The sequence below is a fragment of the Streptomyces sp. AC512_CC834 genome (genome assembly GCF_019049325.1).
Lineage (GTDB): Bacteria > Actinomycetota > Actinomycetes > Streptomycetales > Streptomycetaceae > Streptomyces.
On the sequence record NZ_JAGMUO010000025.1, the window covers coordinates 58723 to 81630 of the forward strand.

Annotated in this window: 25 protein-coding genes and 1 pseudogene; 9 read left to right on the plus strand and 17 right to left on the minus strand. The window is 69.5% G+C overall.

What is annotated here, in order from left to right:
- Positions 1 to 42: 42 nt before the first annotated feature.
- The 5 genes from KUM40_RS10050 to fasR form a co-directional block, all read right to left on the minus strand.
- Complete coding sequence (locus KUM40_RS10050) at positions 43 to 1332, minus strand: beta-ketoacyl synthase (protein WP_217165259.1); 1290 nt, start codon at positions 1330 to 1332, stop codon at positions 43 to 45.
- A gap of 109 nt (positions 1333 to 1441) precedes the next feature.
- Entirely contained in the window at positions 1442 to 1690 is a 249-nt protein-coding gene (locus KUM40_RS10055; protein ID WP_007449219.1) for an acyl carrier protein, read from the minus strand.
- A gap of 104 nt (positions 1691 to 1794) precedes the next feature.
- Positions 1795 to 2826, minus strand: coding sequence for a ketoacyl-ACP synthase III (locus KUM40_RS10060; protein WP_217165261.1), 1032 nt, complete (start codon positions 2824 to 2826; stop codon positions 1795 to 1797).
- 16 nt (positions 2827 to 2842) lie between these two features.
- Positions 2843 to 3775 (minus strand): ACP S-malonyltransferase, encoded by a 933-nt coding sequence (locus KUM40_RS10065; RefSeq protein WP_217165262.1) that lies wholly within the window; start codon positions 3773 to 3775, stop codon positions 2843 to 2845.
- Between the two features lie 89 nt (positions 3776 to 3864).
- Complete coding sequence (fasR, locus tag KUM40_RS10070) at positions 3865 to 5070, minus strand: fatty acid biosynthesis transcriptional regulator FasR (protein ID WP_217165265.1); 1206 nt, start codon at positions 5068 to 5070, stop codon at positions 3865 to 3867.
- A 62-nt stretch (positions 5071 to 5132) separates the two neighbouring features.
- Here fasR and KUM40_RS10075 point away from each other — a divergent pair, with 62 nt between their 5' ends.
- Positions 5133 to 5789, plus strand: a complete 657-nt coding sequence (locus KUM40_RS10075; RefSeq protein ID WP_217165340.1) for a pirin family protein — start codon at positions 5133 to 5135, stop codon at positions 5787 to 5789.
- 30 nt (positions 5790 to 5819) lie between these two features.
- Here the strand turns inward: KUM40_RS10075 and KUM40_RS10080 are convergent, their stop codons facing one another.
- Entirely contained in the window at positions 5820 to 6092 is a 273-nt protein-coding gene (locus KUM40_RS10080; RefSeq protein ID WP_217165267.1) for a hypothetical protein, read from the minus strand.
- Positions 6093 to 6206: 114 nt separating this feature from the next.
- Between KUM40_RS10080 and KUM40_RS10085 the strand changes: the two are divergent.
- A pseudogene (locus KUM40_RS10085) lies at positions 6207 to 6452 on the plus strand (hypothetical protein); the annotation flags it as partial.
- A 20-nt stretch (positions 6453 to 6472) separates the two neighbouring features.
- Here the strand turns inward: KUM40_RS10085 and KUM40_RS10090 are convergent.
- The gene (locus KUM40_RS10090) at positions 6473 to 7855 is read right to left on the minus strand and encodes an IS701 family transposase (protein ID WP_374227363.1); all 1383 of its coding nucleotides are present in this window, start codon (positions 7853 to 7855) and stop codon (positions 6473 to 6475) included.
- Positions 7856 to 7872: 17 nt separating this feature from the next.
- On the opposite strand from KUM40_RS10090, the gene KUM40_RS10095 reads away from it, so the two are divergent.
- The 3 genes from KUM40_RS10095 to KUM40_RS42640 all read left to right on the plus strand — a co-directional run bounded on the left by KUM40_RS10095 (position 7873) and on the right by KUM40_RS42640 (position 9385).
- Positions 7873 to 8157, plus strand: coding sequence for a hypothetical protein (locus tag KUM40_RS10095; protein ID WP_217165269.1), 285 nt, complete (start codon positions 7873 to 7875; stop codon positions 8155 to 8157).
- A gap of 8 nt (positions 8158 to 8165) precedes the next feature.
- A complete protein-coding gene (locus KUM40_RS10100; RefSeq protein WP_217165271.1) occupies positions 8166 to 8576 on the plus strand; it encodes a hypothetical protein in 411 nt (136 codons plus the stop codon).
- 233 nt (positions 8577 to 8809) lie between these two features.
- Positions 8810 to 9385 (plus strand): transposase family protein, encoded by a 576-nt coding sequence (locus tag KUM40_RS42640; RefSeq protein WP_374227364.1) that lies wholly within the window; start codon positions 8810 to 8812, stop codon positions 9383 to 9385.
- On the opposite strand, the gene KUM40_RS10115 is transcribed toward KUM40_RS42640, so the two are convergent.
- From KUM40_RS10115 to KUM40_RS10140, 6 genes are all read right to left on the minus strand, one after another.
- A complete protein-coding gene (locus tag KUM40_RS10115) occupies positions 9354 to 9740 on the minus strand; it encodes a hypothetical protein (protein WP_217165273.1) in 387 nt (128 codons plus the stop codon). The two genes, KUM40_RS42640 and KUM40_RS10115, sit on opposite strands and share 32 nt — an antisense overlap.
- Positions 9741 to 9790: 50 nt before the next feature.
- A complete protein-coding gene (locus tag KUM40_RS10120; protein ID WP_217165274.1) occupies positions 9791 to 10183 on the minus strand; it encodes a hypothetical protein in 393 nt (130 codons plus the stop codon).
- 25 nt (positions 10184 to 10208) lie between these two features.
- Positions 10209 to 10406 (minus strand): DUF397 domain-containing protein, encoded by a 198-nt coding sequence (locus KUM40_RS10125; protein WP_217165276.1) that lies wholly within the window; start codon positions 10404 to 10406, stop codon positions 10209 to 10211.
- The gene (locus tag KUM40_RS10130; RefSeq protein ID WP_217165278.1) at positions 10375 to 11211 is read right to left on the minus strand and encodes a helix-turn-helix transcriptional regulator; all 837 of its coding nucleotides are present in this window, start codon (positions 11209 to 11211) and stop codon (positions 10375 to 10377) included. The genes KUM40_RS10125 and KUM40_RS10130 overlap by 32 nt, the downstream gene beginning before the upstream one ends.
- Positions 11212 to 11411: 200 nt before the next feature.
- Entirely contained in the window at positions 11412 to 12233 is an 822-nt protein-coding gene (locus tag KUM40_RS10135) for a serine hydrolase (protein WP_217165280.1), read from the minus strand.
- A gap of 18 nt (positions 12234 to 12251) precedes the next feature.
- Positions 12252 to 12734, minus strand: coding sequence for a GNAT family N-acetyltransferase (locus tag KUM40_RS10140; RefSeq protein WP_217165282.1), 483 nt, complete (start codon positions 12732 to 12734; stop codon positions 12252 to 12254).
- Positions 12735 to 12822: 88 nt separating this feature from the next.
- Between KUM40_RS10140 and KUM40_RS10145 the strand changes: the two genes are divergently transcribed.
- Together KUM40_RS10145 and KUM40_RS10150 are read left to right on the plus strand one after the other, a co-directional pair.
- Complete coding sequence (locus KUM40_RS10145; protein WP_217165284.1) at positions 12823 to 13320, plus strand: MerR family transcriptional regulator; 498 nt, start codon at positions 12823 to 12825, stop codon at positions 13318 to 13320.
- Positions 13317 to 14330 carry an aldo/keto reductase gene (locus KUM40_RS10150; RefSeq protein ID WP_217165286.1) on the plus strand — a complete coding sequence of 338 codons (1014 nt, stop codon included), beginning with the start codon at positions 13317 to 13319 and terminating at the stop codon, positions 14328 to 14330. Before KUM40_RS10145 ends, KUM40_RS10150 begins: the two co-directional genes overlap by 4 nt.
- A 16-nt stretch (positions 14331 to 14346) precedes the next feature.
- Here KUM40_RS10150 and KUM40_RS10155 read toward each other — a convergent pair whose 3' ends face one another.
- The 3 genes from KUM40_RS10155 to KUM40_RS10165 form a co-directional block, all read right to left on the minus strand.
- On the minus strand, positions 14347 to 15258 hold the full coding sequence (locus tag KUM40_RS10155; protein WP_217165288.1) for a DUF4429 domain-containing protein: 912 nt from the start codon (positions 15256 to 15258) through the stop codon (positions 14347 to 14349).
- Positions 15259 to 15324: 66 nt separating this feature from the next.
- On the minus strand, positions 15325 to 16545 hold the full coding sequence (locus KUM40_RS10160) for an alpha/beta hydrolase family protein (protein WP_217165290.1): 1221 nt from the start codon (positions 16543 to 16545) through the stop codon (positions 15325 to 15327).
- Between the two features lie 86 nt (positions 16546 to 16631).
- A complete protein-coding gene (locus KUM40_RS10165; RefSeq protein ID WP_217165291.1) occupies positions 16632 to 17303 on the minus strand; it encodes a TetR family transcriptional regulator in 672 nt (223 codons plus the stop codon).
- 104 nt (positions 17304 to 17407) lie between these two features.
- Between KUM40_RS10165 and KUM40_RS10170 the strand changes: the two genes are divergently transcribed.
- Together KUM40_RS10170 and KUM40_RS10175 are read left to right on the plus strand one after the other, a co-directional pair.
- Positions 17408 to 19018 (plus strand): MFS transporter, encoded by a 1611-nt coding sequence (locus tag KUM40_RS10170; RefSeq protein WP_217165294.1) that lies wholly within the window; start codon positions 17408 to 17410, stop codon positions 19016 to 19018.
- A gap of 258 nt (positions 19019 to 19276) precedes the next feature.
- Positions 19277 to 19585 carry a small hydrophobic protein gene (locus tag KUM40_RS10175; protein WP_217165344.1) on the plus strand — a complete coding sequence of 103 codons (309 nt, stop codon included), beginning with the start codon at positions 19277 to 19279 and terminating at the stop codon, positions 19583 to 19585.
- Between the two features lie 203 nt (positions 19586 to 19788).
- Here KUM40_RS10175 and aceE read toward each other — a convergent pair whose 3' ends face one another.
- Positions 19789 to 22545, minus strand: coding sequence for a pyruvate dehydrogenase (acetyl-transferring), homodimeric type (gene aceE / locus KUM40_RS10180; protein WP_217165296.1), 2757 nt, complete (start codon positions 22543 to 22545; stop codon positions 19789 to 19791).
- Between the last annotated feature and the right edge of the window lie 363 nt (positions 22546 to 22908).

Sequence of the window (22908 nt, forward strand, 5' to 3'; positions counted from 1 at the left end):
CGTTCCGTTCGGTGGGGCCCTTCACGTACGTACGGCAGTCGCTCAGACCGACCGGAACGCGAGCACGACATTGTGCCCGCCGAAGCCGAACGAGTCGTTCAGCGCGGCGATACGGCCCTCGACCGGGAGCTTGCGGGCCTCGCCGCGGACGATGTCCGCGTTGGCCTCGGCCTCGGGGTCGAGGTTCTCGACGTTGATGGTCGGCGGCGCCACCCGGTGGTACAGGGCGAGCACGGTCGCGACCGACTCCACGCCGCCCGCGCCACCGAGCAGGTGACCGGTCATCGACTTGGTGCCGGAGACCGCCATGTGGTCGACGTCGTCTCCGAGGACCTTGCGCAGCGCCTTCAGCTCGGCGATGTCACCGGCCGGCGTCGAGGTGGCGTGCGCGTTGACGTGCACGATCTCGGCCGGGTCCAGGTCATTGCGGTCCAGCAGGTTCTGCAGGGCGGCCGAGATGCCGCGGCCCTCCGGCTCCGGCTGCACGATGTCGTGGCTGTCGGCGGAGACGCCCTGGCCGACCGCCTCCGCGTAGACGCGGGCACCGCGCGCGGCGGCGTGCTCGGCGGACTCCAGGACGACGACGCCGGCGCCCTCACCGAGGACGAAGCCGTCCCGGCCCGTGTCGAAGGGGCGCGAGGCACCCTGCGGGTCGTCGTTGTTCTTGGACATCGCCATCATGTTGCCGAACGCGGCGATGGGCAGCGGGTGGATCGCCGCCTCCGTGCCACCCGCGACGACGACGTCGGCGCGGCCGGTGCGGATCATCTCGATGGCGTAGCCGATGGCCTCGGCACCCGACGCGCAGGCGGAGACCGGCGTGTGCACGCCGGCACGGGCGCCCACGGCCAGGCCCACGTTGGCCGAGGGGCCGTTCGGCATCAGCATGGGGACGGTGTGCGGGGAGACGCGGCGGACGCCCTTCTCCTTCAGCACGTCGTACTGGTCGAGCAGGGTCGTCACGCCGCCGATGCCGGAGGCGATGACCGCACCGAGCCGGTCGGGGTCGACATGGGCCGCCCCGTCGTCCACGGGGCTCTCGCCCGCCTTGCCGGAGTATCCGGCGTCCTTCCAGGCCTCCTGGGCCGCGATCAGCGCGAACTGCGCCGAGCGGTCCAGTCGGCGGGCCTGCGGTCGCGGGATGACCTCGGAGGGGTCCACGGCGGCGGGCGCGGCGATGCGGACCGCCTGGTCGGCGGCCCACTCCTGCTCCAGGGGCTGGACGCCGGACTTGCCGGCCACCAGGCCCTCCCAGGTCGAGGCTGCGTCGCCACCCAGCGGTGTGGTTGCGCCGATACCGGTGACGACCACGGTGCGATTGGTCGAGCTCACGGGAATTCTTTCTCCAACGGGATACGGATTCGTACGGCGCCACCGCCGGGCGGCGGGGCAGTCTGCCCGGATCTGTCCGATACCCGGGTTATGCCCGAGTATCGACGGATCAGGCCTGGTGGTCGAGGATGTACTTCGTCGCGTCGCCGACCGTCTTGAGGTTCTTGACGTCCTCGTCCGGGATCTTGACGTCGAAGCGCTCTTCGGCGGCGACGACGACCTCGACCATGGACAGGGAGTCGACGTCCAGGTCGTCGGTGAAGGACTTGTCCAACTGGACGTCCTCAACCGGGATGCCGGCGATCTCGTTCACGATGTCCGCGAGACCGGCGACGATCTCTTCCTGAGTGGCGGCCATGATGGCGCTCCTTCTTTGTTGTCCGGAGGGTGTGGCGGCCCGCCGCGTCGGCGGCAGGGTGTTGCTGCTCTCCGTTCCGGACCGCGTGATCCGGCACGGAGTGCCTAGGGGAGGGTAACGACCGTCGCGGCGTAGACGAGACCCGCCCCGAAGCCGATGACGAGGGCGGTGTCGCCGCTCTTCGCGTCGCCGGTCGCCAGAAGCCGCTCCATCGCGAGCGGAATCGAGGCGGCCGAGGTGTTGCCGGTGGTGCGGATGTCACGGGCGACCGTGACGTGCTCCGGCAGTTTAAGCGTCTTCACCATCGAGTCGATGATCCGCACGTTGGCCTGGTGCGGGATGAAGACGTCCAGGTCGTCCGGGCTGATCCCGGCCGCGTCCAGCGCCTGCTGAGCGACCTTCGCCATCTCGAACACGGCCCAGCGGAACACCGCCTGGCCCTCCTGCGTGATCGCAGGAAACTTGACGTTGCCCTCGGAGTCGAGGGGCAGTTCGGAGACGTCGCCGATCCTGAACCGGTCCCAGGGGACCGTCTGCTTGATCGTCTCGGACTTGTCGCCCTCCGAGCCCCAGACCGTCGGGCCGATCGCCGGCTCCTGGGACGGGCCGACCACGACCGCGCCGGCGCCGTCGCCGAAGAGGAAGGCGGTGGCCCGGTCCTCCAGGTCGGTCAGGTCGGACAGCCGCTCCACGCCGATGACGAGTACGTACTCCGCCGAGCCCTCGACGATCATGCCCTTGGCCAGGGTCAGGCCGTAGCCGAAGCCCGCGCAGCCCGCCGAGATGTCGAAGGCCGCGGCCTTGTCCGTGCCGAGCCGGTCGGCGATCTCGGTGGCGATGGCCGGGGTCTGGCTGAAGTGCGACACGGTCGAGACGACCACGGCGCCGATCTGCCCGGCGTCGATACCGGCGTCCGCGATCGCCTTGCCGGACGCCTCGACCGACATCGCGGCGACGGTCTCCTCGGGGCCGGCCCAGTGCCGGGTCTCGATGCCGGAGCGTGAGCGGATCCACTCGTCGGACGAGTCGATCGTCTCGAGGATCACCTCGTTCGGCACCACCCGGGTCGGACGGTATCCGCCGACGCCGAGGATGCGCGCGTACGGGGCGCCCTTGCTGGGCTTGATCTTCGACATGCTGTCGCGCTCCTTGTCAGGCCTGCTGGGTGTGCTCGGCGACGAGCTCGCGGGCCGCGTCGAGGTCGGCGGGGGACTTCAGGGCCAGCGTCTTCACGCCGGGCAGCGCACGCTTGGCCAGCCCGGTCAGCGTGCCGCCCGGGCACACCTCGACGATCGCGGTGACGCCCAGCTCCTTGAACGTCTCCATGCACAGGTCCCAGCGGACCGGGTTGGCCACCTGGCCGACCAGCCGCTCCAGCACCTCGGCGCCGGTGGCGACGGCCCGCCCGTCCTTGTTCGAGACGTACGTCACCTTCGGGTCGCCCGGCGTCAGCGCCTTCGCCGCCTCGGCGAGCGTGTCCACCGCCGGCGCCATGTGCCGCGTGTGGAACGCGCCGGCCACCTTCAGCGGGACGACCTTGCGGACACCCTCGGGCTTGTCCTCGCTCAGCGCGGCCAACTGCTCCATGGTGCCGGCCGCCACGATCTGCCCCGCGCCGTTCACGTTCGCCGGGGTCAGGCCGAGCTTCTCCAGGTGCGCGACGCTCACCTCGGGGTCGCCGCCGAGCAGCGCCGACATGCCGGTCTCCGTCACCGCGGCGGCCTCGGCCATGGCCAGGCCCCGACGGCGTACGAGGGTCAGCGCGGCGGTGTCGTCGAGGACGCCCGCGAACGCGGCGGCGGTGATCTCACCGACGCTGTGCCCCGCGACCGCGCCGGGCGCGATCTCGGCCGCAATGTCACCGAGTGCCGCGGCGGAGAGGAGACCGGCGGCGACCAGCAGCGGCTGGGCGACGGACGTGTCACGGATCTCGTCCGCGTCGGCCTTGGTACCGAAGTGGGCGAGATCGAGTCCAATGGCGTCGGACCACGCGGCGACGCGGTCCGCGGCGCCGGGAAGGGCGAGCCAGTCAGTCAGGAAGCCGGGCGTCTGGGCGCCCTGGCCGGGAGCGACGAGTACGAGCACTCTCACACTCTCTCTTGAGGACGGCCAAGACCGCCCGTGAGGACAGGGACGAAGAACACGAAGGGGTTTTGTGGACCCCCGACAAAAGCTTAGAGTTGCGGATCTCCATCGGCCAGACGCCCCAGGATGAGCGCGATCCGCAGTGTGAACGCAGACCGTACATCAGAGGGTGACCATCCGGTGACGTCAGTCACACGTCGGAGCCGGTAGCGCACGGTGTTCGGGTGAACGAAGAGCATGCGGGCAGCGCCCTCCAGACTGCTCGCCTGCTCCAGATAGACGCTGAGCGTCTCAAGGAGCGCCGCCCCGGCCTCCTCCAACGGTCTGTAGATCTCCTCCACCAGTTGCTCGCGGGCCGAAGGGTCGGAGGCGATCGCGCGCTCCGGCAGCAGATCGTCCGCCAGCACGGGGCGCGGAGCGTCCTGCCAGGCGGTACCGGCCTTCAGCCCGGCCGCGGCGGCCTGCGCGGACCGGGTCGCGGCCTGCAGGTCCGGCACCACGGGACCGGCCACCACCGCACCCTGCGCGAACGGCCCGATCAGCGACTTCGCGACGGCCAGCGGATTGTCACTGCCCCCCGCGATCACCACCAGCCGGTCCCCGAGCACCCCGGTCAGCACCTGGAGCTTGGCATGCCGGGCCGCGCGCCGGATCGCCTCCACCGTCAGCTCGGAGTCCCCGTCGGGAGCGGTGCCCAGCACGACACACACATGCTCCGGCGAGCTCCACCCCAGCGCGGCGGCCCGCGACACCGCCCCCTCGTCGGCCTCCCCGCTGAGCACGGCGTTCACCACCAGCGACTCAAGGCGCGCGTCCCAGGCACCGCGTGCCTCGGCGGCCTGCGCGTACACCTGGGCGGTCGCGAAGGCGATCTCCCGCGCGTACACGAGCAGCGCCTCGCGCAGCACCGACTCGTCACCGGGCGCGGCCACCTCGTCGATGGCGGACTCCATCACCTCGATGGTCGTCCGCACCATCTCCACGGTCTGCCGCAGCGTGATCGCCCGGGTCAGCTCCCGGGGCGCCGTGCCGAAGACATCGGTGGAGATGGCCTGGGGCGCGTCCGGCCGCCGGAACCACTCGGTGAACGCGGCGATGCCGGCCTGGGCGACCAGCCCGATCCAGGAACGGTTCTCCGGTGGCATGGCCCGGTACCACGACAGGGTCTCGTCCATGCGCGCGATGGCCTGCGCGGCGAGCGACCCGGAGGACTGCTCCAGCCGCTTCAGCGTCGCGGTATGCGGGTGGGCGGGCTGGGCGGGGGCGTCAGGCTTGCCGGTTTCGGGTTCGGGCACGGGGACAAGACTGCCTTATCGGAACGGGCGGGGGTGCCGCCGGGGCTACGGTGGACGACGTGATGGACGTACGGCGCGCCGACGAGCGCTACCCCGGAGGCGACGAGGCGGCGGGCATCACCTCCCGCCACGCCTTCTCCTTCGGCCCCCACTACGACCCCGACAACCTCCGCTTCGGAGCGCTGATCGCCTGCAACGAGGAACGCCTCGCGCCCGGTTCGGGCTTCGACGAGCACCCGCACAGCCACACGGAGATCGTCACCTGGGTCGTGGAGGGCGAACTGACCCACCGCGACAGCACCGGCCACGAGACGGTCGTCCGCGCCGGGGACGTGCAACGCCTCAGCTCGGCGGGTGGCGTCCGCCACATCGAACGCAACGACGCCGCCGTCCCCCTCACCTTCGTCCAGATGTGGCTGGCCCCGCACGACCCCGGCGGCGACCCCGCCTACGAGATCGTCCACGGCATCGCCGACTCCACCCCGTACGCCGTCCCCGAGGCCGCCGCGATGCTCCACGTACGCCGCCTGTCGCCGGAGGAGCGGACGGCGGTGCCGGACGGGGCGTTTGTGTACGTGCATGTGGTGCGGGGCGAGGTACGCCTGGGCGACGAGGAGCTGACCGCGGGCGACGCGGCGCGCGTCACGAACGCCGAGGCGCTGGACGCGGTGGCGGTGACGCGGGCAGAGGTGCTGCTGTGGGAGATGGCGGCGCCGTGAAGACGTCGGGTGATCTCGACCTCAGTTGTCCTACTGCTGACGCACCGTCAACCATGGTGAAAGGACAGCACAGAACTCCTCGTCAGTTATATGCTTGTCTCCCCAGTCGAATCGCTCCCATGCCTGAGCGCGTTGCAATACAGGTAGGGGGATGTCGAACGCGTGACGGAAGACGGCGATGAATGAGATGACGCCGAACGTCGCCCCCATTCTCTCTCGGGAAAGCAAGGCAAGTTCCATCGCGTCCATCCCTTCGGCGTGGGCCGCTTGCAGCTCGCCCGCAATTTTCTCCAGCTCGGTCATCTTGTACTCAGCCTCATCTTGTGTGCTGATGGGCGATTCCGAAGTGTGCCGGGGTGGGCTCCAACCGTGGTCCCGGTCCTGACCGCGGCGTCCGCCGTCAGCTTGGCGGCCTGCGCGTCGTACGCCGTCCCCGAGGCCGGCGTGATGCTTAACGTACGCCGTCTGTCGCCGGGAGAGCGGACGGCGGTGCCGGACGGGGCGTATGTGTACGTCCATGTGGTGCGGGGCGAGGTACGCCTGGGCGACGAGGAGCTGACCGCGGGCGACGCGGTCCGCGTCACGAACGCCGAGGCGCTGGACGCGGTGGTGGTGACGCCGGTCGAGGTGCTCCTGTTACTCCAGTCGCACTTCGTGATCTGACGGGTGGTTGAGGCGCGGAATCACGCAAGGGCGGCCAGGTGGCGCTTGTAGTGGTGCCAGCGGGAGCGGGCTTGGTGGCGGCGTCGCCAGCTGGACCATTGCAGGTGGAAGATCATCCGGCGGGTGGCCACGGCGGTGGGCAGGTCCCGCAGCAGGGCAGTGAACAGTTGGAACAGGCGGCGGGCCTCGGTGACGGTCAATGCGATCTGGCCGAAGTGCTCGGGCGGGGCCGCATTGCCGTCGGCAGGCAGGACCGGGTCGGGATGGGCGCATCGGTCCAGGCTGGCGATCACGGCGAGCAGGGCGAGGGCGGCCATCGCGAGCACGACGTGTCGGCGCCAGGAGCGGTAGCGGCGGGCCTGCGTGTGGTCGAGGCCGACGGCGTCCTTGCCGTTGGCGAAGTCCTCCTCGACCGCCCGTCTGATCCCGGCGATCTTGACGAGATCGGCCAGTGCCATCGACCGGCCCGGTGGTACGTAAGTGTAGAAGAAGGCCAGTTCGGTGGGGTCGGCGAGGGAGCGGCGGACCAGTAGATGGTGCCGGGGGCCGGCCGTGGCGGCCAGGGCCCAGTCGTAGACGCGTGGCCCTTTGGCGCCCTGTCCGCACGAGAGCCGGTTCCACGCCCGTTTGGGGATCTTCCGTGCCGTCAGCAGGTCGGCACGCATCGGCCCGACGCCGGTGGACACCTGGAAGTTGATGCCGACGGCGAAGACGTAGCCGATGGCGTGCTCCTCGAAGAAGCCGCGCAGTCTGGAGCTGCGGCCGTAGACCTCGTCGCCCGCCGCCCAGTCAACTGCGACGCCGGCCGCGAGTGTCCGTCGGGCCTGTTCCAGGGCGATGGCGGTCTTGGTGCGGAAGGTGAAGTCCTGTCCCAGGCCGGCACGTTCACAACGGTCGGGGTCCTTGGCCCAGTGCTCCTGGACGTACAGGTCACCGTCGATCAGGCAGTGCCCCAGGGCGCTGGCGTAGGTGCAGTACACCGCGACCACCGCGTTGCTGACCTGGCCGGTCGTGCCGGTGTACTGGCGTCCGACCCCGGCGGTGGCGGTGCCCTTCTTTTCCTGGCCGGTCTCGTCGAAGACCAGCACCGCGCCGGGAGCGGTCAGGTGACGCACGGCGAAGCGGCGGACCGCGTCGCGGGCGCCGTCCTCGTCCCAGACAGCCTGGTAGAGCAGGCGTTGCATCCCGAACGCACGCGTCCGCCCGGCGTGCTCGGCCAGCGTCCAGCAGTTCTTGCGCGGCAGGTCGGCCAGCAGGCCGCGCACGTACGCCACGGCATGCGCCCGAGGCTCACGACGGGCGAACAGCGGCGCCAGCTCGGCCTCGACCTCGTCGAACTTCTCCTGGAACAACGAGGGATCTATGCTGACGGCAGAGGCCGCCTGATCTTCATGATGCGTCACAACACCATGATCAACAGGTGGCCTCGCCCATGCCCCGGCGCCCCCACACCGCCCGTCACCCCGTCAGATCACGAAGTGCGACTGGAGTACTGGGCGACGGTCAGATCGTCCGATTTGGCCCGGCAGGCACGTTCTTTGGCAACTATCGTCGTCAGGAGACCATCAACTGGAACAACGGCAACCACGTCGTAGTAGTACTCAATGGCCGGGTCTACGACGCGTTCACTCCGAAGGGCGGGGAGTCAATCGCGGAGTACAAGGCCCAGTGGGACTTCGGCGATATCATCGATTTCGGGTTCTAAGGACATCCATGAACGACAGGGAAGTCATCGAGCAGGTCCGATCCAGACCCGGGCTCTACGGCTTCGAGGGATCGTACGAAAACGTGCACATGTTTCTCGTCGGATTCAACGTGGCCCGCTCGGGCGGGCTCATGCGGGGATTCACCGAGTGGATGGTCGTGCGCAAGGGAGAATGCACCAGCTTCGGATGGCAAGCGCTCGTCCTTGACGAGGCGTTCCCCGACCTCCAGCCCATGGGCTGGAACAAACTGGGCCAGCTGACGCCGGAGCAACAGCAGGAGGCTGTCGACCTGCTGCTGTCCCTCCTGCTTGAGTTCCTGGCCATGCGGGACGATGCGCATGGGCCGAAGTTGGCCCACATGTATGCGAAGTACTACGCGATGTACGCGGCGATGCCCGAGAGGGGCTCTGAGCACTAGCCAGGACCCGAAGTGCGCGAGCGAGAGGTCGCCGCCGGAAGTACCGGCGGCGGCCTCTCACCGCTCCAGAAAGCCCTGGAACACCGTCACCCCTACCCCCAGGGCTCCGGTAAATTCGTCTGGTAGCCCCGTGACGTGGGGTTTTGCGGTGGGTGAGGTGCGCGGGCGTGCTCCGGTCCGGTTGGATGGAGGTTCCTACGCCTTCTGTCCGACCAGGGAACAACGCCTGCGTCATGCCATCGTCCCGCATCTCCGCACCTGTTCGCACGCCCGTTCCGGATCACGAGCTCCTCTTTGACCTGCTCGGCCGGATGCCCGATCCGCGCCGGCTGCGCGGGGTCCGCCATCCGGCAGGAGCTCTTATCGCGGTCGCGGTGTGCGCGGTCATGGCCGGAGCACGGGGCTTCACCGCGATCGGGGAGTGGGTCCGGGACGCCGGGGCGGTGGCCATGACGCGGCTGGGTCTGGAGCGGGGTTCAGATCGACATCCCGTAGTCGCTTGCGGCCCCCGGACCCGGCCACCGGGCTCATCGCCTGCTTCAGTTCACGCAGCCCGCGCGACACCGTGGACGCCGCCACTCCCGCAGCTTCAGCCACCAGGCGAACTCCGCTGTGCCCCCGTGCCCGGACGGCAGCCCCCAGCACCAACCGCCGTTGCCGCTCATCCAGATGCGGCAACAGCAACTCGAACACCCCTGCCAGATTCGCCTCGGTCCCCTCCGTCACCCCTGCATCCTACGGGCCAACAGCCCACTCAAACAGAGGAGTTATTTTCCGTCAGCTCCCTGCCTCGAAGGCCGCCAGGGTGATCGCGGGAATGAAGACGGAATCGTCCTCCATTCCCTCGGGCAGGTGTACGCGCATGCCCTCAGGGCAGAGGAAGGCGCCGCTGGGAATGAGGATTCCCGCGCCAAGTCGATCCGTCAGCTTAATGACGATCTTCCAAACCTCACCGGCCTGCGGATTTTCCACGCTGACGAAGTTTTCGAAGATGCTCACCTCGGCTTCGCTGCCGTCATCGGCCCGGATCCAGTACTGCGTGGCGCCGTCGCCGACCTTCTCCCGCCCGGCGCGGACGGGCGAGAGGACTGCCCGGACCACGTCCATGTCGGGCTCGGCCAACTCGCCGTCCGTGAACCTGTAAAGGCTCAGGGTGTAGCTCATTACGCTTGCTCCTGCCCGAACATGATTTCGGCATGGACATGCAGTTGGAGCTATCCAGGGGTGACGCGTACCGCCAGCGGGTCCATGTCGTCCTTGCTGGGGGCAGCTTCAAGCCCTGCTGCCCCGAGGATTCCGATGATGGCTTCCTGCATGTGCCGAGCAACGGCTCCGTTCTGTCGGATCACCGGTGCCTGCAGGTCTCCGCTCAGCAGGCTCTCAGTGAGAGCTGGCCCGAAATTGGCTGTCCAGGTCACGAAGATCCCTCCCGCTGAATCTTCCCCCGGATCAACGGCGACTTCTGCACCGACCGATCCATCCACGTCGCGATTCCAGCGATGGACTGGGAGGCCGGCCATGCGCAGTTCCTCACATACGCGGTCAGCGATTCCGCTTCGCTCAGCCAGTACCTCTTCCGAGGCGTATGGGTAGCCGTAGTCGCTCACGGTGTGACGACAGGTGTTGCGCGGACTACCGCAGGCCGTCGACGAACGTCTGCCAAGCGTGTGCACCCACGGTCACGACCGGACCGGCCGGGTTCTTGCTGTCGCGCACGGGGACGGAGCCGATGGGGCAGTTCTCGGCGACCTCGACGCATTCGCCGCCGTTGCTTCCGCTGTAACTGGACTTGCGCCACTCAACGTTGCTCGGTGCTGTCCGGGACCGCATAGCGTTCCTCCATCACGCGGGTGATCAGTCTCGCCGAGTCCTCGGGGGAGAGGGCTGAGGCTTGCAGTCGAGCGTAGCCGAATGAGCGTTCCTTGATCACATTCGGGCTGGCGGTCATGTGACCTTGGTCGTAGCCGTCCTTGTAGAAGAGGTCAGGGTTTGAGTCGAACCTCAGCAGCGTGAACGTACCCATCATGCCCGCGTGTTGGCCCGCAGCAAGCGGCAGAATCTGGATCTGGACCCAGGGTGCGGCCGCGAAGCCCAGCAGGTGGGCGAGTTGACCACGCATGACGTCCCGCCCACCGATCTCTCGCAGCAGGGCCGCCTCGTCCAGGATGACCCACAGCGCGGGTGGCTGGTCTCGCTGGAGGATGCGCTGGCGTTCCAGCCGGGCGGCGACCATCTCGTCCACATTGCCGCCCTCAACGCTGAGCACCGCCCGCGCGTACTCCTCCGTCTGCAGCAGCCCGTACACCAACTGCGCCTGATACGTGGAGATGTACGTCGCCTTCGCCTCCATCTCCGCGTACGGCTGGAACCACGTGGGGAGTTGGCTGCGCAGGACCAGGCCGATCAGGCGGGAGAACAGGCCGTCGGTGCCCAGCGCGGCGTCCAGGCGCTCGGAGAAGTCCCTGGTCGGGACCTTCTTCGTGGTCTCGATCTGGCCGACCAGTGAGCCGGTGCAGAAGATGATGTCGCCGAGCTGGCCCTGTTTGAGGCCGTGGGCCTCGCGCTGGCGGCGCAGTTCCCAGCCGTAGTAGTCGAGTGGGGACGCGGTCGGGTCGAGGGACTGGATGTTGGCCACTGCGGCACCTCACTCCGGGACTACGGACAGCGACGCCTTACGACGTTCGTTTCTGTGCGTAGTCGAGCGTACGCAGTGCGTCGCAGTCTTGTGGCGTGAATCACGTAACCGGTCCGCAGGCTGCCGACGTTGAGAGGGAGGCACATCCGACGTGACCGAATCCGTCGCGTGTGCCTCCTGCTCCAGCCCGGTGAGGGTCGTCAGCCTCGTACTTCCGCGAGTACCGCGTCCGTGAAGGGCGGCCACGCCTCCACCGCCCAGGGGCCGAACGCGCGGTCGGCGAGGGCCACGCAGGCGATGGCCGCGTCCGGGTCGATCCACAGGAACGTGCCGGACTGGCCGAAGTGGCCGAAGGTGCGCGGGGAGGAGGCGGAGCCCGTCCAGTGCGGGGACTTGCCGTCGCGGATCTCGAAGCCGAGGCCCCAGTCGTTGGGGCTTTGGTGGCCGTAGCCCGGCAGGACGCCCTTCGTGCCGGGGTACTGGACCGTCATCGCCTCGGCGACCGTGCGCGGGTCCAGCAGTCGCGGGGCCTGGACCTCGGCGGCGAAGCGGAGCAGGTCCTCGAGCGTGGACACGCCGTCTTTCGCCGGGGAGCCCTCCAGCGAGGTCGCCGTCATGCCCAGCGGCTCCAGCACCGCCTGGCGCGCATACTCGGCGAACGGCATGTCCGCCGCCTTCGCGATGTGGTCGCCGAACTGCTCGAAACCGGCGTTGGAGTACAGCCGGCGGTCCCCGGGCGGGGCGGTCACCCGGTGTTCGTCGAAGGCCAGGCCCGAGGTGTGCGCGAGCAGGTGGCGGACCGTCGCCCCGGGCGGCCCGGCGGGCTCGTCCAGCTCGATCGCACCCTCCTCGTACGCCACGAGCGCCGCGTAGGCCGCGAGCGGCTTGGTGACCGAGGCGAGGGGGAAGCGGTGCGTGGCCGGGCCGTGGGTGCCGAGGGGCGTGCCGTCGGCACGTACGACGCCTGCCGCGGCGGTGGGGACCGGCCAGTTCTCGATCGACGCGAGGCTCTGCAAGGACATGGCGTCGAGCCTAAGCGCTCAGAGCCGCAGCTCCAGCAAGGGGTTCGGCTTGAGCCGGAAGCCCATCGACACGTACATGGGCTCGGCCTGCGTGGACGCGGTGAGACGGACCCGCCGGGCGCCACGCTCGCGGAACCACTCCAGCAGCCCTTCCATGCAGGCGCGCGCGTACCCGCGGCGGCGCGTGTCCGGGTCGGTGGCGACGCTGAACACGTAACCGTCGGTGCCCTGTGGATTGCCCGCGCCGCCGATGCGGTAGTCGATCGTCCCGGCCACCAGCGCCGCCAACGCCCCCGGGCGCTCCGGATGGTCCACGACGAACGCGGCGAAGACGCCGTCCGGCTCGGCCAGCCTGCCGCGCAGCACGGGCAGGGACTCCGCGTGCCACCCGGTGGAGGCATCGGACCGGGCCAGTGAATCGATCATCACCTGACGCAGCCGGATTACTTCCTCCGCGTCCTCGGGCAGTGCACGGCGTACAAGGGTCGTCATGCCGGGCATGCTAATCAGTCGTCGCGCCCGCCATCCCGCGATTTTCCCACCGTACGCGCTTGCTTGGAGTGCACTCGAAGGTCATAGCGTGGAGGTCATGACGGTGATGCAGAGCACGGCCGGGACACTCGGGCCGAACGCCACCAGAGACGCCACCAGAACAGACATCTGCTCGGCTCCGCCCCGGCGCCACCCGTGCCCCGACGGGCAGGACCACTACACGATCAGCGAGGTCGTCGCCTTCACCGGACTGACGGCCCACACGCTGCGCTGGTACGAGCGGATCGGCCTGATGTCCCACATCGACCGCTCGCACACCGGGCAGCGCCGCTACAGCAACCGCGACCTGGACTGGCTCGACTTCGTCGGCAAGCTGCGCATGACGGGCATGCCGGTCGCCGACATGGTCAGGTACGCGGAGCTGGTGCGCGAGGGCGAGAGCACCTACCTCGACCGGCGGGAACTGCTGGAGTCCACCCGGCGCGACGTGCTGACGCGGATCGCCGAGCTCCAGGAGACCGTCGCCGTACTCGACCGGAAGATCAGCTTCTACGGGGACGCCGGACGCCCCCGTGAAGGAGAGAGGAACCGATGACGGACAGCAACATCCCGACGGCGCGGCTCGGCGGGGACGGCCCCGAAGTGGGCGTCCAGGGCCTCGGCTGCATGGGCATGAGCTGGGCCTACGGCCCCGTCGACACCGACGCGTCCCGCGCCACGTTGGAACGGGCGCTGGAACTCGGCGTCACGCTCTACGACACGGCCGACGCGTACGGTGCCGGGGACAACGAGCGGTTTCTGGCACCGTTTTTCCAGGCCCACCGCGACGAGGTGGTGATCGCCACCAAGTTCGCGCTCTCCTCGCCTCCCGATGCCCCCTTCCGGCGGATCATCCGCAACGACGCGCCCTACATCCGCGAGTCGGTCGAGGCGAGCCTGCGCCGCCTGGGCGTCGACGTGATCGACCTCTACTACATGCACCGGCGCGACGTGAACGTGCCGATCGAGGAGACCGTCGGCGTCATGGCCGACCTGGTGCGCGAGGGCAAGGTCAAGCACCTGGGCCTGAGCGAGGTGACGGGCGACGAGCTGCGGGCGGCGCGGACGGTGCATCCGATCGCCGCCGTGCAGTCGGAGTGGTCGCTGTTCAGCCGGGACATCGAGGCGGGCGTGGTGCCGGCCGCCCGCGAACTGGGCGTCGCCCTCGTCCCGTACTCACCGCTCGGCCGGGGCTTCCTCACCGGTGCCGTCACCGGCACCGACACGCTCGCCGCCGACGACTTCCGCCATCGGCAGCCCCGCTTCACCGGCGACAACGCGGCGGCCAACGCGGCCCTCCTCGACCCGGTCCGCACCCTCGTCGAGGCCCACGACGCCACCCTCGGCCAGATCGCCCTGGCCTGGGTCCAGCAGCGTGCCCAGGTCCACGGTCTGCCGGTGGTCCCGATCCCGGGCACGCGCAAGCCCGCGCGGGTGGAGGAGAACACGGCGGCGACGAGGATCGTGCTCACCGACGCGGAGCTGTCCCTGCTGGAGCCGATCGCGGAGAAGGTCGCGGGGGACCGGTACGCGGACATGACGTTCACGTCTGCCGGACGGGAGTAGAGACACCCGGGGTGTGCTAGAGCTCCGCCAGCAACTCCGCCTTCTTCGAGGAGAACTCCTCGTCCGTCACCAGCCCCTGCTGGTGCAGCTCGCCCAGGTGCCGGATCCGCTCGGCGATGTCCGCGGGGTCACGCCTGGGCGCCGGCACCGGAACCGGCATGGCGGGGCCCCGGCCCCGCACCGCCGCCAGTACCGCGGCGGCGAACGGCAGCGACTCGTGCACCGGTCCGTACCCGAGCCCGAAGACGACCGCCGCCGGATCCTGGTCGGCCTGCGGGACGGCCGGAGCGGCGGGGGCGGCGGAGACGGAGGAGACGGAAGAGGCGCCGGAGACGGAGGCGGCGGAGGCGGCGGCTTCGCGCGGCAGTAGGCGCAGGTAGCCCTCGAACATCTCGGGGGACCGCCATTCCACCCCGCCCAGGTCGGCGACCGGGAAGCTCTGGTCGCCGGCCTTCCACTTCGCCGACGACGCGCCCGTCCAGGACCACCGGAAGGACACCGCCTTGCCGTCGAAGGACGCCTTCCCGTCGTACGCCTTGAAGTGCAGCGGAGCCTCGGGCGCGGCGACCAGGTACCGCTCGGTCTTGCCGGGCTCGGTCAGCAGCGCCCGCAGCTCGTCGGCGTAGTACTCCGCGAGCGTCTCCCGTTCGGCGGGCAGCACCAGGCGGTAGGGGTCGCCGCTCTCCTTCAACTGTCCGGCCGCCGCCTCGATGAGCGGGTCGGCGCCCGCACGTGGTTCGATGCGCAGCACGACGGTGCCACGCCGGCCGGGCGTGAGCGTCACGCCGGCGATCGCCTCCAGGGGGACACGGCGTTCCCCCAGGGCCTGGAACAGCTTGGGTGTTCGAATCCCCCGTTCGTAGCGGATGAGCACGGAGTCGGACTCGAACTCCCAGGCGGCATGAAATCCGGCCAGTACGTCACCCATGCGGCTCATCGTATGCGGCACGAGCCTCTCCGTCCCCTCCCCGTGCAAACCGGAGTTTCTACGCCTCTACGCGCGTCCGGCCGCCGTCGCCACGGACAAACCCGCCCGGCATGTGTCATCTTCGCCGGCACAGGCCACCGTGCGGTATGCGCCAACCCCGATCTCCGCGAAGTTCCGCAGGCTGTCCGTACCGGGTACGAAGTAGCCCGCGTGGCCCTCGGCACCCCGCGCCGACAGCACGCGTGCCCCGAACGCGGCGGACACCGGGTCGGCGCCGTGTCCGAGGCCGCCGACCTCCAGGTACGGCACGTCCTGGATCCAGTCGTCGGCGTCCCGCATCGCCCACACATGGGCGGAGGTGTCCAGGTGGGAGGCGTTCTCGGCGCGCATGCCGGGACTGCCCGCCACCGCTATGTCGGTCACCCGGGCCGGCAGTGCGTCGGCGGCGAGGCCGCACACCACCGAGCCGTAGCTGTGGCAGAAGAGGGAGACCGGGGCCCGGCCGGGCAGCGCCCGCAGCAGCGCGTTCAGCCGCACCGCCCCGTGCTCGGCGCGGTTCGCGGTGGCCGCCTCCATGCCGAGCCCGCTGGGGGAGGTGTAGTCGGCCCAGGCGATCACGGCCGTGCCGGTGCCGGGGCTCGCCGTGCGCTCGGCCGCGTACAGGGACTCGGCCATGCCTACGGGCGCCGAGTACTTTTTGCGGTCGGTGCGCTGGAAGGTGAGCAGTTCGGTGTCCACGCCGGGCACGACGACGGACACGCGGTCGGCGCGGTTCAGGTTCCCGAACACCTCGGCGACCTTGCCGGAGCCCGCCGGGTCGAAGGCGAGGATGTGCCGGTCGGGGTCGAGCAGCGACTCGTAGTTGTGCATGCGCCGGCCCGCCTCGCGCTTACCGGCCGGGGACAGCCGCTTGTCGTGCGTGCGTTCTCGCGCCACCGCTCTCGCTTTGTCGAGTGCGGCCCGGTTGGCGAGGTAGCGCACCTGGACGGGGGCGCCGTTCATGTTGCCGACGGCCAGGGGGTAGCGGCGGGCCAGGCTCGTGCGCTGCCATTCGGAGAGCGAGGCGAAGAAGCGGGCCAGCCGGGCGGGAGCCGCCTGCGCGTCGGGCAGCCGCCGTCCGTCGATCCGGCCGTGCTCCCAGGCCGTGACCGACGCTTCGAGGGCCGTGGGGCCCCGCTGGTCGCGCAGGGCGGTCCAGCCGGTGGTCGCCAGCATCACGAACACCACGGCCAGGGCGAGCAGTACGCGCCAGACGTTTAGCTGCGGGGAGGTGTCGAAGGAAGTCACTGGGAGGACACACTAGGAGAACGGCACGGTCTCGCGTGAATCCAGTGACACGGATCACGTTTCGGCGTGGTGCTGATGCTGCTGTGCTACGGGGCTGGGTCTGCGGGTTCGGTGTCCGCGGGTTCGGCGAGGGGGCGGTCACGCCAACTTCCGGTGAGCGCGGGCGCCACCTGGTCGAGGTAGGAGGCCGTCAGGTCCCGTAGCGCCGCCAGACTGGCGTCGTCCCGCGCCGACCAGATCCGCTCGGTCACCCGCATCACCGCTCCGAAGACGGCCACGACCACACGGGGCCGCGGGTCCGTGTCCACGTCCAGGCCCTCGCGGCGGGCGACGACGCGGGCGATCTCCTCCTCCAGCTCCGTCGCGCGCCGCAGATGGGCGGCGAGCAGTGCGGGTGTCGACTCGATCACCCGGTAGAACCGCATGTGCAGCTCGAGCGGAATCAGTTGCTCCACGGCCTCGCCGATGGTGCTCCAGCTCTCCACGAGGGCCAGACGCAGGGCGTCCAGGGGCGCCTCCTCGGGCGGGCGGGCGCGCACGGCCTCGACGAAGCGGGACTCCGCGAGCCGCGACACGAAGAACGCCGCGTCCTCCTTGGAGGCGAAGTAGCGGAAGAAGGTGCGCTGCGAGACGTCGGCGGCCTCCGCGATGTCGTCGACGGTCGTCTCCTCGTAACCGCGCTCGGTGAACAGTTCGAGGGCGGAGCGCAGCAGGAGGTCCCGGGTGCGCTGCTTCTTGAGTTCGCGCAGGCCGCCCAAGAGTTCACTCCTTCACGCAGGTGACACAGGTGCAATTTAAAATGTCAGTTACTGACTCGTGAATTGGTTTGTCAACTGTCAGAGGCTGTCATTAGCCTCACGGTATGACTAGTCAGACCACGCTCGACAAGCCGGGACCGGGCGACGGCGCCCCGTCGGGTTCCGCGCCCGCCAGGGGACTGCGCGGCCATCCGTGGGTCACCCTCGTCACCGTCGCGGTCGGGGTCATGATGGTGGCCCTGGACGGCACCATCGTGGCGATCGCCAACCCGGCCATCGGCAAGGACCTGGGTGCCAGTTGGTCCGAACTGCAGTGGATCACCAACGCCTACTTCCTCGCGCTCGCGGTCTGCCTGATCACCGCGGGCAAGCTCGGCGACCGCTTCGGTCACCGGCAGACCTTCCTCATCGGTGTGGCCGGCTTCGCGGCCTCCTCCGGCGCCATCGGGCTGTCCGACAGCATCGCGATGGTCATCGTCTTCCGGGTCTTCCAGGGCCTGTTCGGCGCGCTGCTGATGCCGGCCGCGCTCGGCCTGCTGCGGGCCACCTTCCCGGCCGAGAAGCTCAACATGGCCATCGGCATCTGGGGCATGGTCATCGGCGCCTCCACCGCGGGCGGCCCGATCCTGGGCGGCGTGCTGGTCGAGCACGTGAGCTGGCAGTCGGTGTTCTTCATCAACGTGCCGGTCGGCATCCTCGCCGTGGTGCTCGGCGTGCTGATCCTGCTGGACCACCGGGCCGAGAACGCCCCGCGCTCCTTCGACATCCTCGGCATCGCCCTGCTGTCCGCCTCGATGTTCTGCCTCGTCTGGGCGCTCATCAAGGCGCCGGAGTGGGGCTGGGGCTCCGGCCAGACCTGGCTGTTCATCGGTGTGGCGGTCGTGGGCTTCGCCGCGTTCTCCTTCTGGGAGACCAGGGTGCGGGAGCCACTGATCCCGCTCGCGATGTTCAAGTCGGTGCCGCTGTCGGCGGGTGTCGTCCTGATGGTCCTGATGGCCATCGCCTTCATGGGCGGCCTGTTCTTCGTCACCTTCTACCTGCAGAACGTGCACGGCATGAGCCCGATCGACGCCGGCCTGCACCTGCTGCCGCTCACGGCCATGATGATCGTCGCCTCCCCGCTGGCGGGCGCGATGATCACCAAGGTCGGTCCGCGGATCCCGCTCGCGGGAGGCATGGTGTGCACCGCGGTCGCCATGTACGGCATGTCCACCCTGGAGACGGACACCGGCAGCGTGACGATGTCCATCTGGTTCGCGCTGCTCGGTCTCGGTCTCGCGCCGGTCATGGTGGGTGCCACGGAGGTCATCGTGGGCAACGCGCCGATGGAGCTGTCGGGCGTCGCGGGCGGCCTTCAGCAGGCGGCGATGCAGATCGGCGGCAGCCTGGGCACGGCGGTGCTGGGCGCCGTGATGGCCTCCAAGGTCGACAGCGACCTCGCGGGCAACTGGGCGGACGCGGGGCTGCCCAAGCTCTCGCCGGCCCAGGAGGAGCTGACGGCCCAGGCCGTGCAGCAGGGCATCGCACCGGTGCCCGAGGGCACCCCGGCCCAGGTCGCCGGAAAGATCGCGGACGTCGCCCACGACACCTTCATCTCCGGCATGAGCCTGGCCTCGCTCGTCGCCGCCGGCGTCGCGGTCGTGGCGGTGTTCGTCGCCTTCCTCACCAAGCGCGGTGACAACGCGGAGGCGGGCGCGGGCGCGGGCCACATCTGATCCGCGCCCACGAAGTCCTCGACCACGCGATCCCGGGGCCGCCCTGTCACCCGATTCGTCCATCAGGGTGACAGGGTGCGCGAACCCTCCCCTCGGCGGGACACCGCAGGTCACAGTGGGTCAAGTCCTCCGCAGGGCACGGGGGGTGAGAGGCTGCGGCGCGCTGCCGGAGGGGGGCGGCGCGCAGGCAGCACGTTCGAGGCAGGCATGACACGCCGCACGCGGGTACCCGAACTCCACGAGGAGTTCAGGGAGTTGATGATGGCGAGCTTCGGACAGGGATCGCGCGGGCACCCCCGCTCACGTGGCCGGACGAGGTTACGGGCCGGGCCGGATCGCGCGACGTTCGGAATCGTCGGAGTCGTCTGCGCGGTCGCCGGGTTCTTCGTGCTGGGGATCGTCCTCGGCCCCGTGGCGGTCGTCTGCGGCTGGCTCGCCATGGGCCGCGGCTGGGCGGGGTCCCGCCCGGTACCGGCCGTGGTCGCCCTGGTCCTGGGAGCCATCGACACGCTCCTGGCGCTCATCCGGCTCGTCGGAGCGGCAAGCCCGGGCTACGGCATGTTCTAGCCGTACCCGCGCATCACCCGTCGCCCAGATGTTCCCACCCCCGCCCGCCACGGACGGGGGTGAGCCACGCACGACCGGCGGCGGGCGGTGTGACGCCCTGTGCTGTGCGACCGGCGGCAGGGCGGCGTGACGCCTACACGGTACGAGCAGCGGCGCCCGGTGTGACGCCTACGCGGTGCGACCGGCGGCGCCCGGGGCTGCGCCTACGCGTCCCCGCCGGCCACCCCCGGGTCCGCCGCGGTCACCTCGAGCAGTTGGTACCGGTCGATCGCCTGCTTCAGCACCGACCGGTCGACCTTCCCCTCGCGTGCCAGCTCCGTCAGCACTCCCACCACGATCGACTGGGCGTCGATGTGGAAGAACCGCCGCGCCGCCCCCCGCGTGTCCGCGAAGCCGAAGCCGTCCGCGCCCAGCGACTGGTACGTCCCCGGCACCCACCGCGCGATCTGGTCCGGCACCGACCGCATCCAGTCGGACACCGCCACGAACGGCCCCTGCGCGCCGGCCAGCTTCCGCGTCACGTACGGCACCTGCTGCTCCTCCTCGGGATGCAGCAGGTTGTGCTCCTCGCAGGCCACGGCCTCGCGCCGCAGCTCGTTCCAGGAGGTCGCCGACCAGACGTCGGCGCGCACGTTCCACTCCTCGGCGAGGATCCGCTGGGCCTCCACGGCCCACGGCACCGCGACCCCGGACGCCATGATCTGCGCCGGAATGGAGCCGCCCGTGCCCTCGCTGAAGCGGTGGACGCCCTTGAGGATGCCCTCGACGTCCACGTTCTCGGGCTCGGCCGGGTGCCGGATGGGCTCGTTGTAGAGGGTGAGGTAGTAGAAGACGTCCTCGCCGTGCGGGTGCTGTTCGTCCCCGCCGTACATCCGGCGCAGCCCGTCCTTGACGATGTGCGCGATCTCGAACCCGAAAGCCGGGTCGTACGCCACGCATGCCGGGTTGGTCGAGGCCAGCAACTGCGACTGCCCGTCCGCGTGCTGAAGGCCCTCACCGGTCAGAGTCGTACGGCCCGCGGTCGCGCCCAGCACGAATCCGCGCGCCAACTGGTCGCCCATCTGCCAGAACTGGTCGCCGGTGCGCTGGAAACCGAACATCGAGTAGAACACGTAGACCGGGATGAGCGGCTCGCCGTGCGTGGCGTACGCCGAACCCGCCGCGATCAGGGAGGCCGTGCAGCCGGCCTCGGAGATGCCGTCGTGCAGCATCTGCCCGTTCGGCGCCTCCTTGTAGGCGAGCAGCAGATCGCGGTCCACGGACTCGTACTGCTGCCCGAGCGGATTGTAGATCTTCGCACTCGGGAAGAACGAGTCCATGCCGAACGTGCGGTACTCGTCCGGCGCGATCAGCACGAAGCGCTTGCCGAGCTCCTTGTCCCGCATGAGGTCCTTCAGGAGACGCACGAAAGCCATCGTCGTCGCGATGGACTGCTGCCCCGACCCCTTCTTCACGGTCGCGTACGTCTTGTCCTCCGGCAGAGCGAGCGGCTTCGACCGCACGACCCGGGTCGGCACGTATCCGCCGCAGCCCAGGCGCCGGTCGTGCATGTACTGCATCTCCTCCGTGTCCCGGCCGGGGTGGTAGTACGGTGGCGGGCCGGACTCCAGCTCCTTGTCGGAGATCGGCAGGTGCAGCCGGTCGCGGAAGCGCTTGAGGTCGTCGACCGTCAGCTTCTTCATCTGGTGCGTGGCGTTGCGGCCCTCGAAGTTCGGGCCCAGGGTCCAGCCCTTGATCGTCTTGGCGAGGATGACCGTCGGCTGGCCCTTGTGCTCCTGGGCCGCCTTGTACGCCGCGTAGATCTTCCGGTGGTCGTGACCGCCGCGGCCCAGGTGCAGGATCTGGTCGTCGGTCATGTTCTCGACCATCGTGCGCAGCCGGTGGTCGTCGCCGAAGAAGTGGTCGCGGATGTACGCGCCGGACTCCGTGGCGTAGGTCTGGAACTGGCCGTCCGGGGTCGTGTTCATGCGGTTGACCAGCACGCCGTCGCGGTCCTGGGCGAGCAGCGGGTCCCACGTGCGGTCCCACACCAGCTTGATCACGTTCCAGCCGGCGCCCCGGAAGACCGACTCCAGCTCCTGGATGATCTTGCCGTTGCCGCGCACCGGGCCGTCCAGGCGCTGGAGGTTGCAGTTGACCACGAAGGTCAGGTTGTCCAGGCCCTCGCGGGCGGCGATGGAGAGCTGGCCCAGCGACTCCGGCTCGTCCATCTCGCCGTCGCCCAGGTAGGCCCACACGTGCGAACGCGACGTGTCCGCGATCCCGCGCGCGTGCATGTAGCGGTTCATCCGCGCCTGGTAGATGGCGCCGATCGGGCCGAGGCCCATCGAGACCGTCGGGAACTCCCAGAAGTCCGGCATCGACCGCGGATGCGGATACGACGACAGCGCGTGCGGCGCCTTCGACTTCTCCTGCCGGAAGCCGTCCAGGTGCTCCTCACTGAGCCGGTCCAGCAGGTACGCGCGCGCATAGATGCCGGGCGAGGCGTGCCCCTGGAAGAAGACCTGGTCACCGCCGTCGCCCTCGTCCTTGCCCCGGAAGAAGTGGTTGAAGCCCACGTCGTACAGGGACGCGGAGGACGCGAACGTCGCGATGTGGCCGCCGACGCCGATACCGGGCCGCTGCGCGCGTGAGACCATCACGGCGGCGTTCCAGCGGGTGGCGTTGAGGATCTTGCGCTCGATCTCCTCGTTGCCGGGGAAGAACGGCTCACTCTTGGTCGGGATGGTGTTGACGTAGTCCGTGCTGCGCATCTCGGGCACGGCCACGCGCTTCTCGCGGGCCCGCTCGATCAGCCGCAGCATCAGATAGCGGGCCCGCTCCCGGCCGCGCTCGTCGACGGCGGCGTCGAGGGAGTCGAGCCACTCCTGGGTTTCCTCGGGATCGAAGTCAGGAACCTGACTCGGAAGGCCGCCAATGATGATCGGACTGCGATCATTGCGATCGGATGCGGAAGCCACGCTGTTCCTTCGCTTTCAGAGGGCCACTTTGCCGGGTGTGTGGGCCGATTCCCCCGTTGGTTCCCCATCGTGTACCTCACGGGGGCAATCGTCATCTGTACCGTGGGGTAACCGGTTCTCCCATGAGGATCGGGGGCACGTTCATTCGAGTCTCGTACCCACACTTGGTTCCCAAATACGCAAACGGGGCAGATAGGTGTGGTGTACGTCACCTTCGGGTTGGAGGGCATGGCTGGAGTTGCGGCGACACGGCCGGGATCGTCACCGTTTCGGCGGTCCCAGACGCCGGGTACTTGCGCGATCCGTCCCGCCCGTGTGGACTACGGCCAAGCCTCGCGCACGCGCGTGGCTGAAGACATCTAC

What these genes read in the sequence shown, in the direction of transcription:
- KUM40_RS10055 (WP_007449219.1), bottom strand. Translation starts at nt 1,690, where the DNA reads ATGGCCGCCACTCAGGAAGAGATCGTCGCCGGTCTCGCGGACATCGTG.
- KUM40_RS10060 (WP_217165261.1), bottom strand. Translation starts at nt 2,826, where the DNA reads ATGTCGAAGATCAAGCCCAGCAAGGGCGCCCCGTACGCGCGCATCCTC.
- KUM40_RS10075 (WP_217165340.1), top strand. Translation starts at nt 5,133, where the DNA reads ATGGACGTACGGCGCGCCGACGAGCGCTACCCCGGAGGCGACGAGGCG.
- KUM40_RS10080 (WP_217165267.1), bottom strand. Translation starts at nt 6,092, where the DNA reads ATGACCGAGCTGGAGAAAATTGCGGGCGAGCTGCAAGCGGCCCACGCC.
- KUM40_RS10100 (WP_217165271.1), top strand. Translation starts at nt 8,166, where the DNA reads ATGAACGACAGGGAAGTCATCGAGCAGGTCCGATCCAGACCCGGGCTC.
- KUM40_RS42640 (WP_374227364.1), top strand. Translation starts at nt 8,810, where the DNA reads ATGCCATCGTCCCGCATCTCCGCACCTGTTCGCACGCCCGTTCCGGAT.
- KUM40_RS10115 (WP_217165273.1), bottom strand. Translation starts at nt 9,740, where the DNA reads ATGAGCTACACCCTGAGCCTTTACAGGTTCACGGACGGCGAGTTGGCC.
- KUM40_RS10125 (WP_217165276.1), bottom strand. Translation starts at nt 10,406, where the DNA reads ATGCGGTCCCGGACAGCACCGAGCAACGTTGAGTGGCGCAAGTCCAGT.
- KUM40_RS10135 (WP_217165280.1), bottom strand. Translation starts at nt 12,233, where the DNA reads ATGTCCTTGCAGAGCCTCGCGTCGATCGAGAACTGGCCGGTCCCCACC.
- KUM40_RS10140 (WP_217165282.1), bottom strand. Translation starts at nt 12,734, where the DNA reads ATGCCCGGCATGACGACCCTTGTACGCCGTGCACTGCCCGAGGACGCG.
- KUM40_RS10145 (WP_217165284.1), top strand. Translation starts at nt 12,823, where the DNA reads ATGACGGTGATGCAGAGCACGGCCGGGACACTCGGGCCGAACGCCACC.
- KUM40_RS10150 (WP_217165286.1), top strand. Translation starts at nt 13,317, where the DNA reads ATGACGGACAGCAACATCCCGACGGCGCGGCTCGGCGGGGACGGCCCC.
- KUM40_RS10155 (WP_217165288.1), bottom strand. Translation starts at nt 15,258, where the DNA reads ATGGGTGACGTACTGGCCGGATTTCATGCCGCCTGGGAGTTCGAGTCC.
- KUM40_RS10170 (WP_217165294.1), top strand. Translation starts at nt 17,408, where the DNA reads ATGACTAGTCAGACCACGCTCGACAAGCCGGGACCGGGCGACGGCGCC.
- KUM40_RS10175 (WP_217165344.1), top strand. Translation starts at nt 19,277, where the DNA reads ATGATGGCGAGCTTCGGACAGGGATCGCGCGGGCACCCCCGCTCACGT.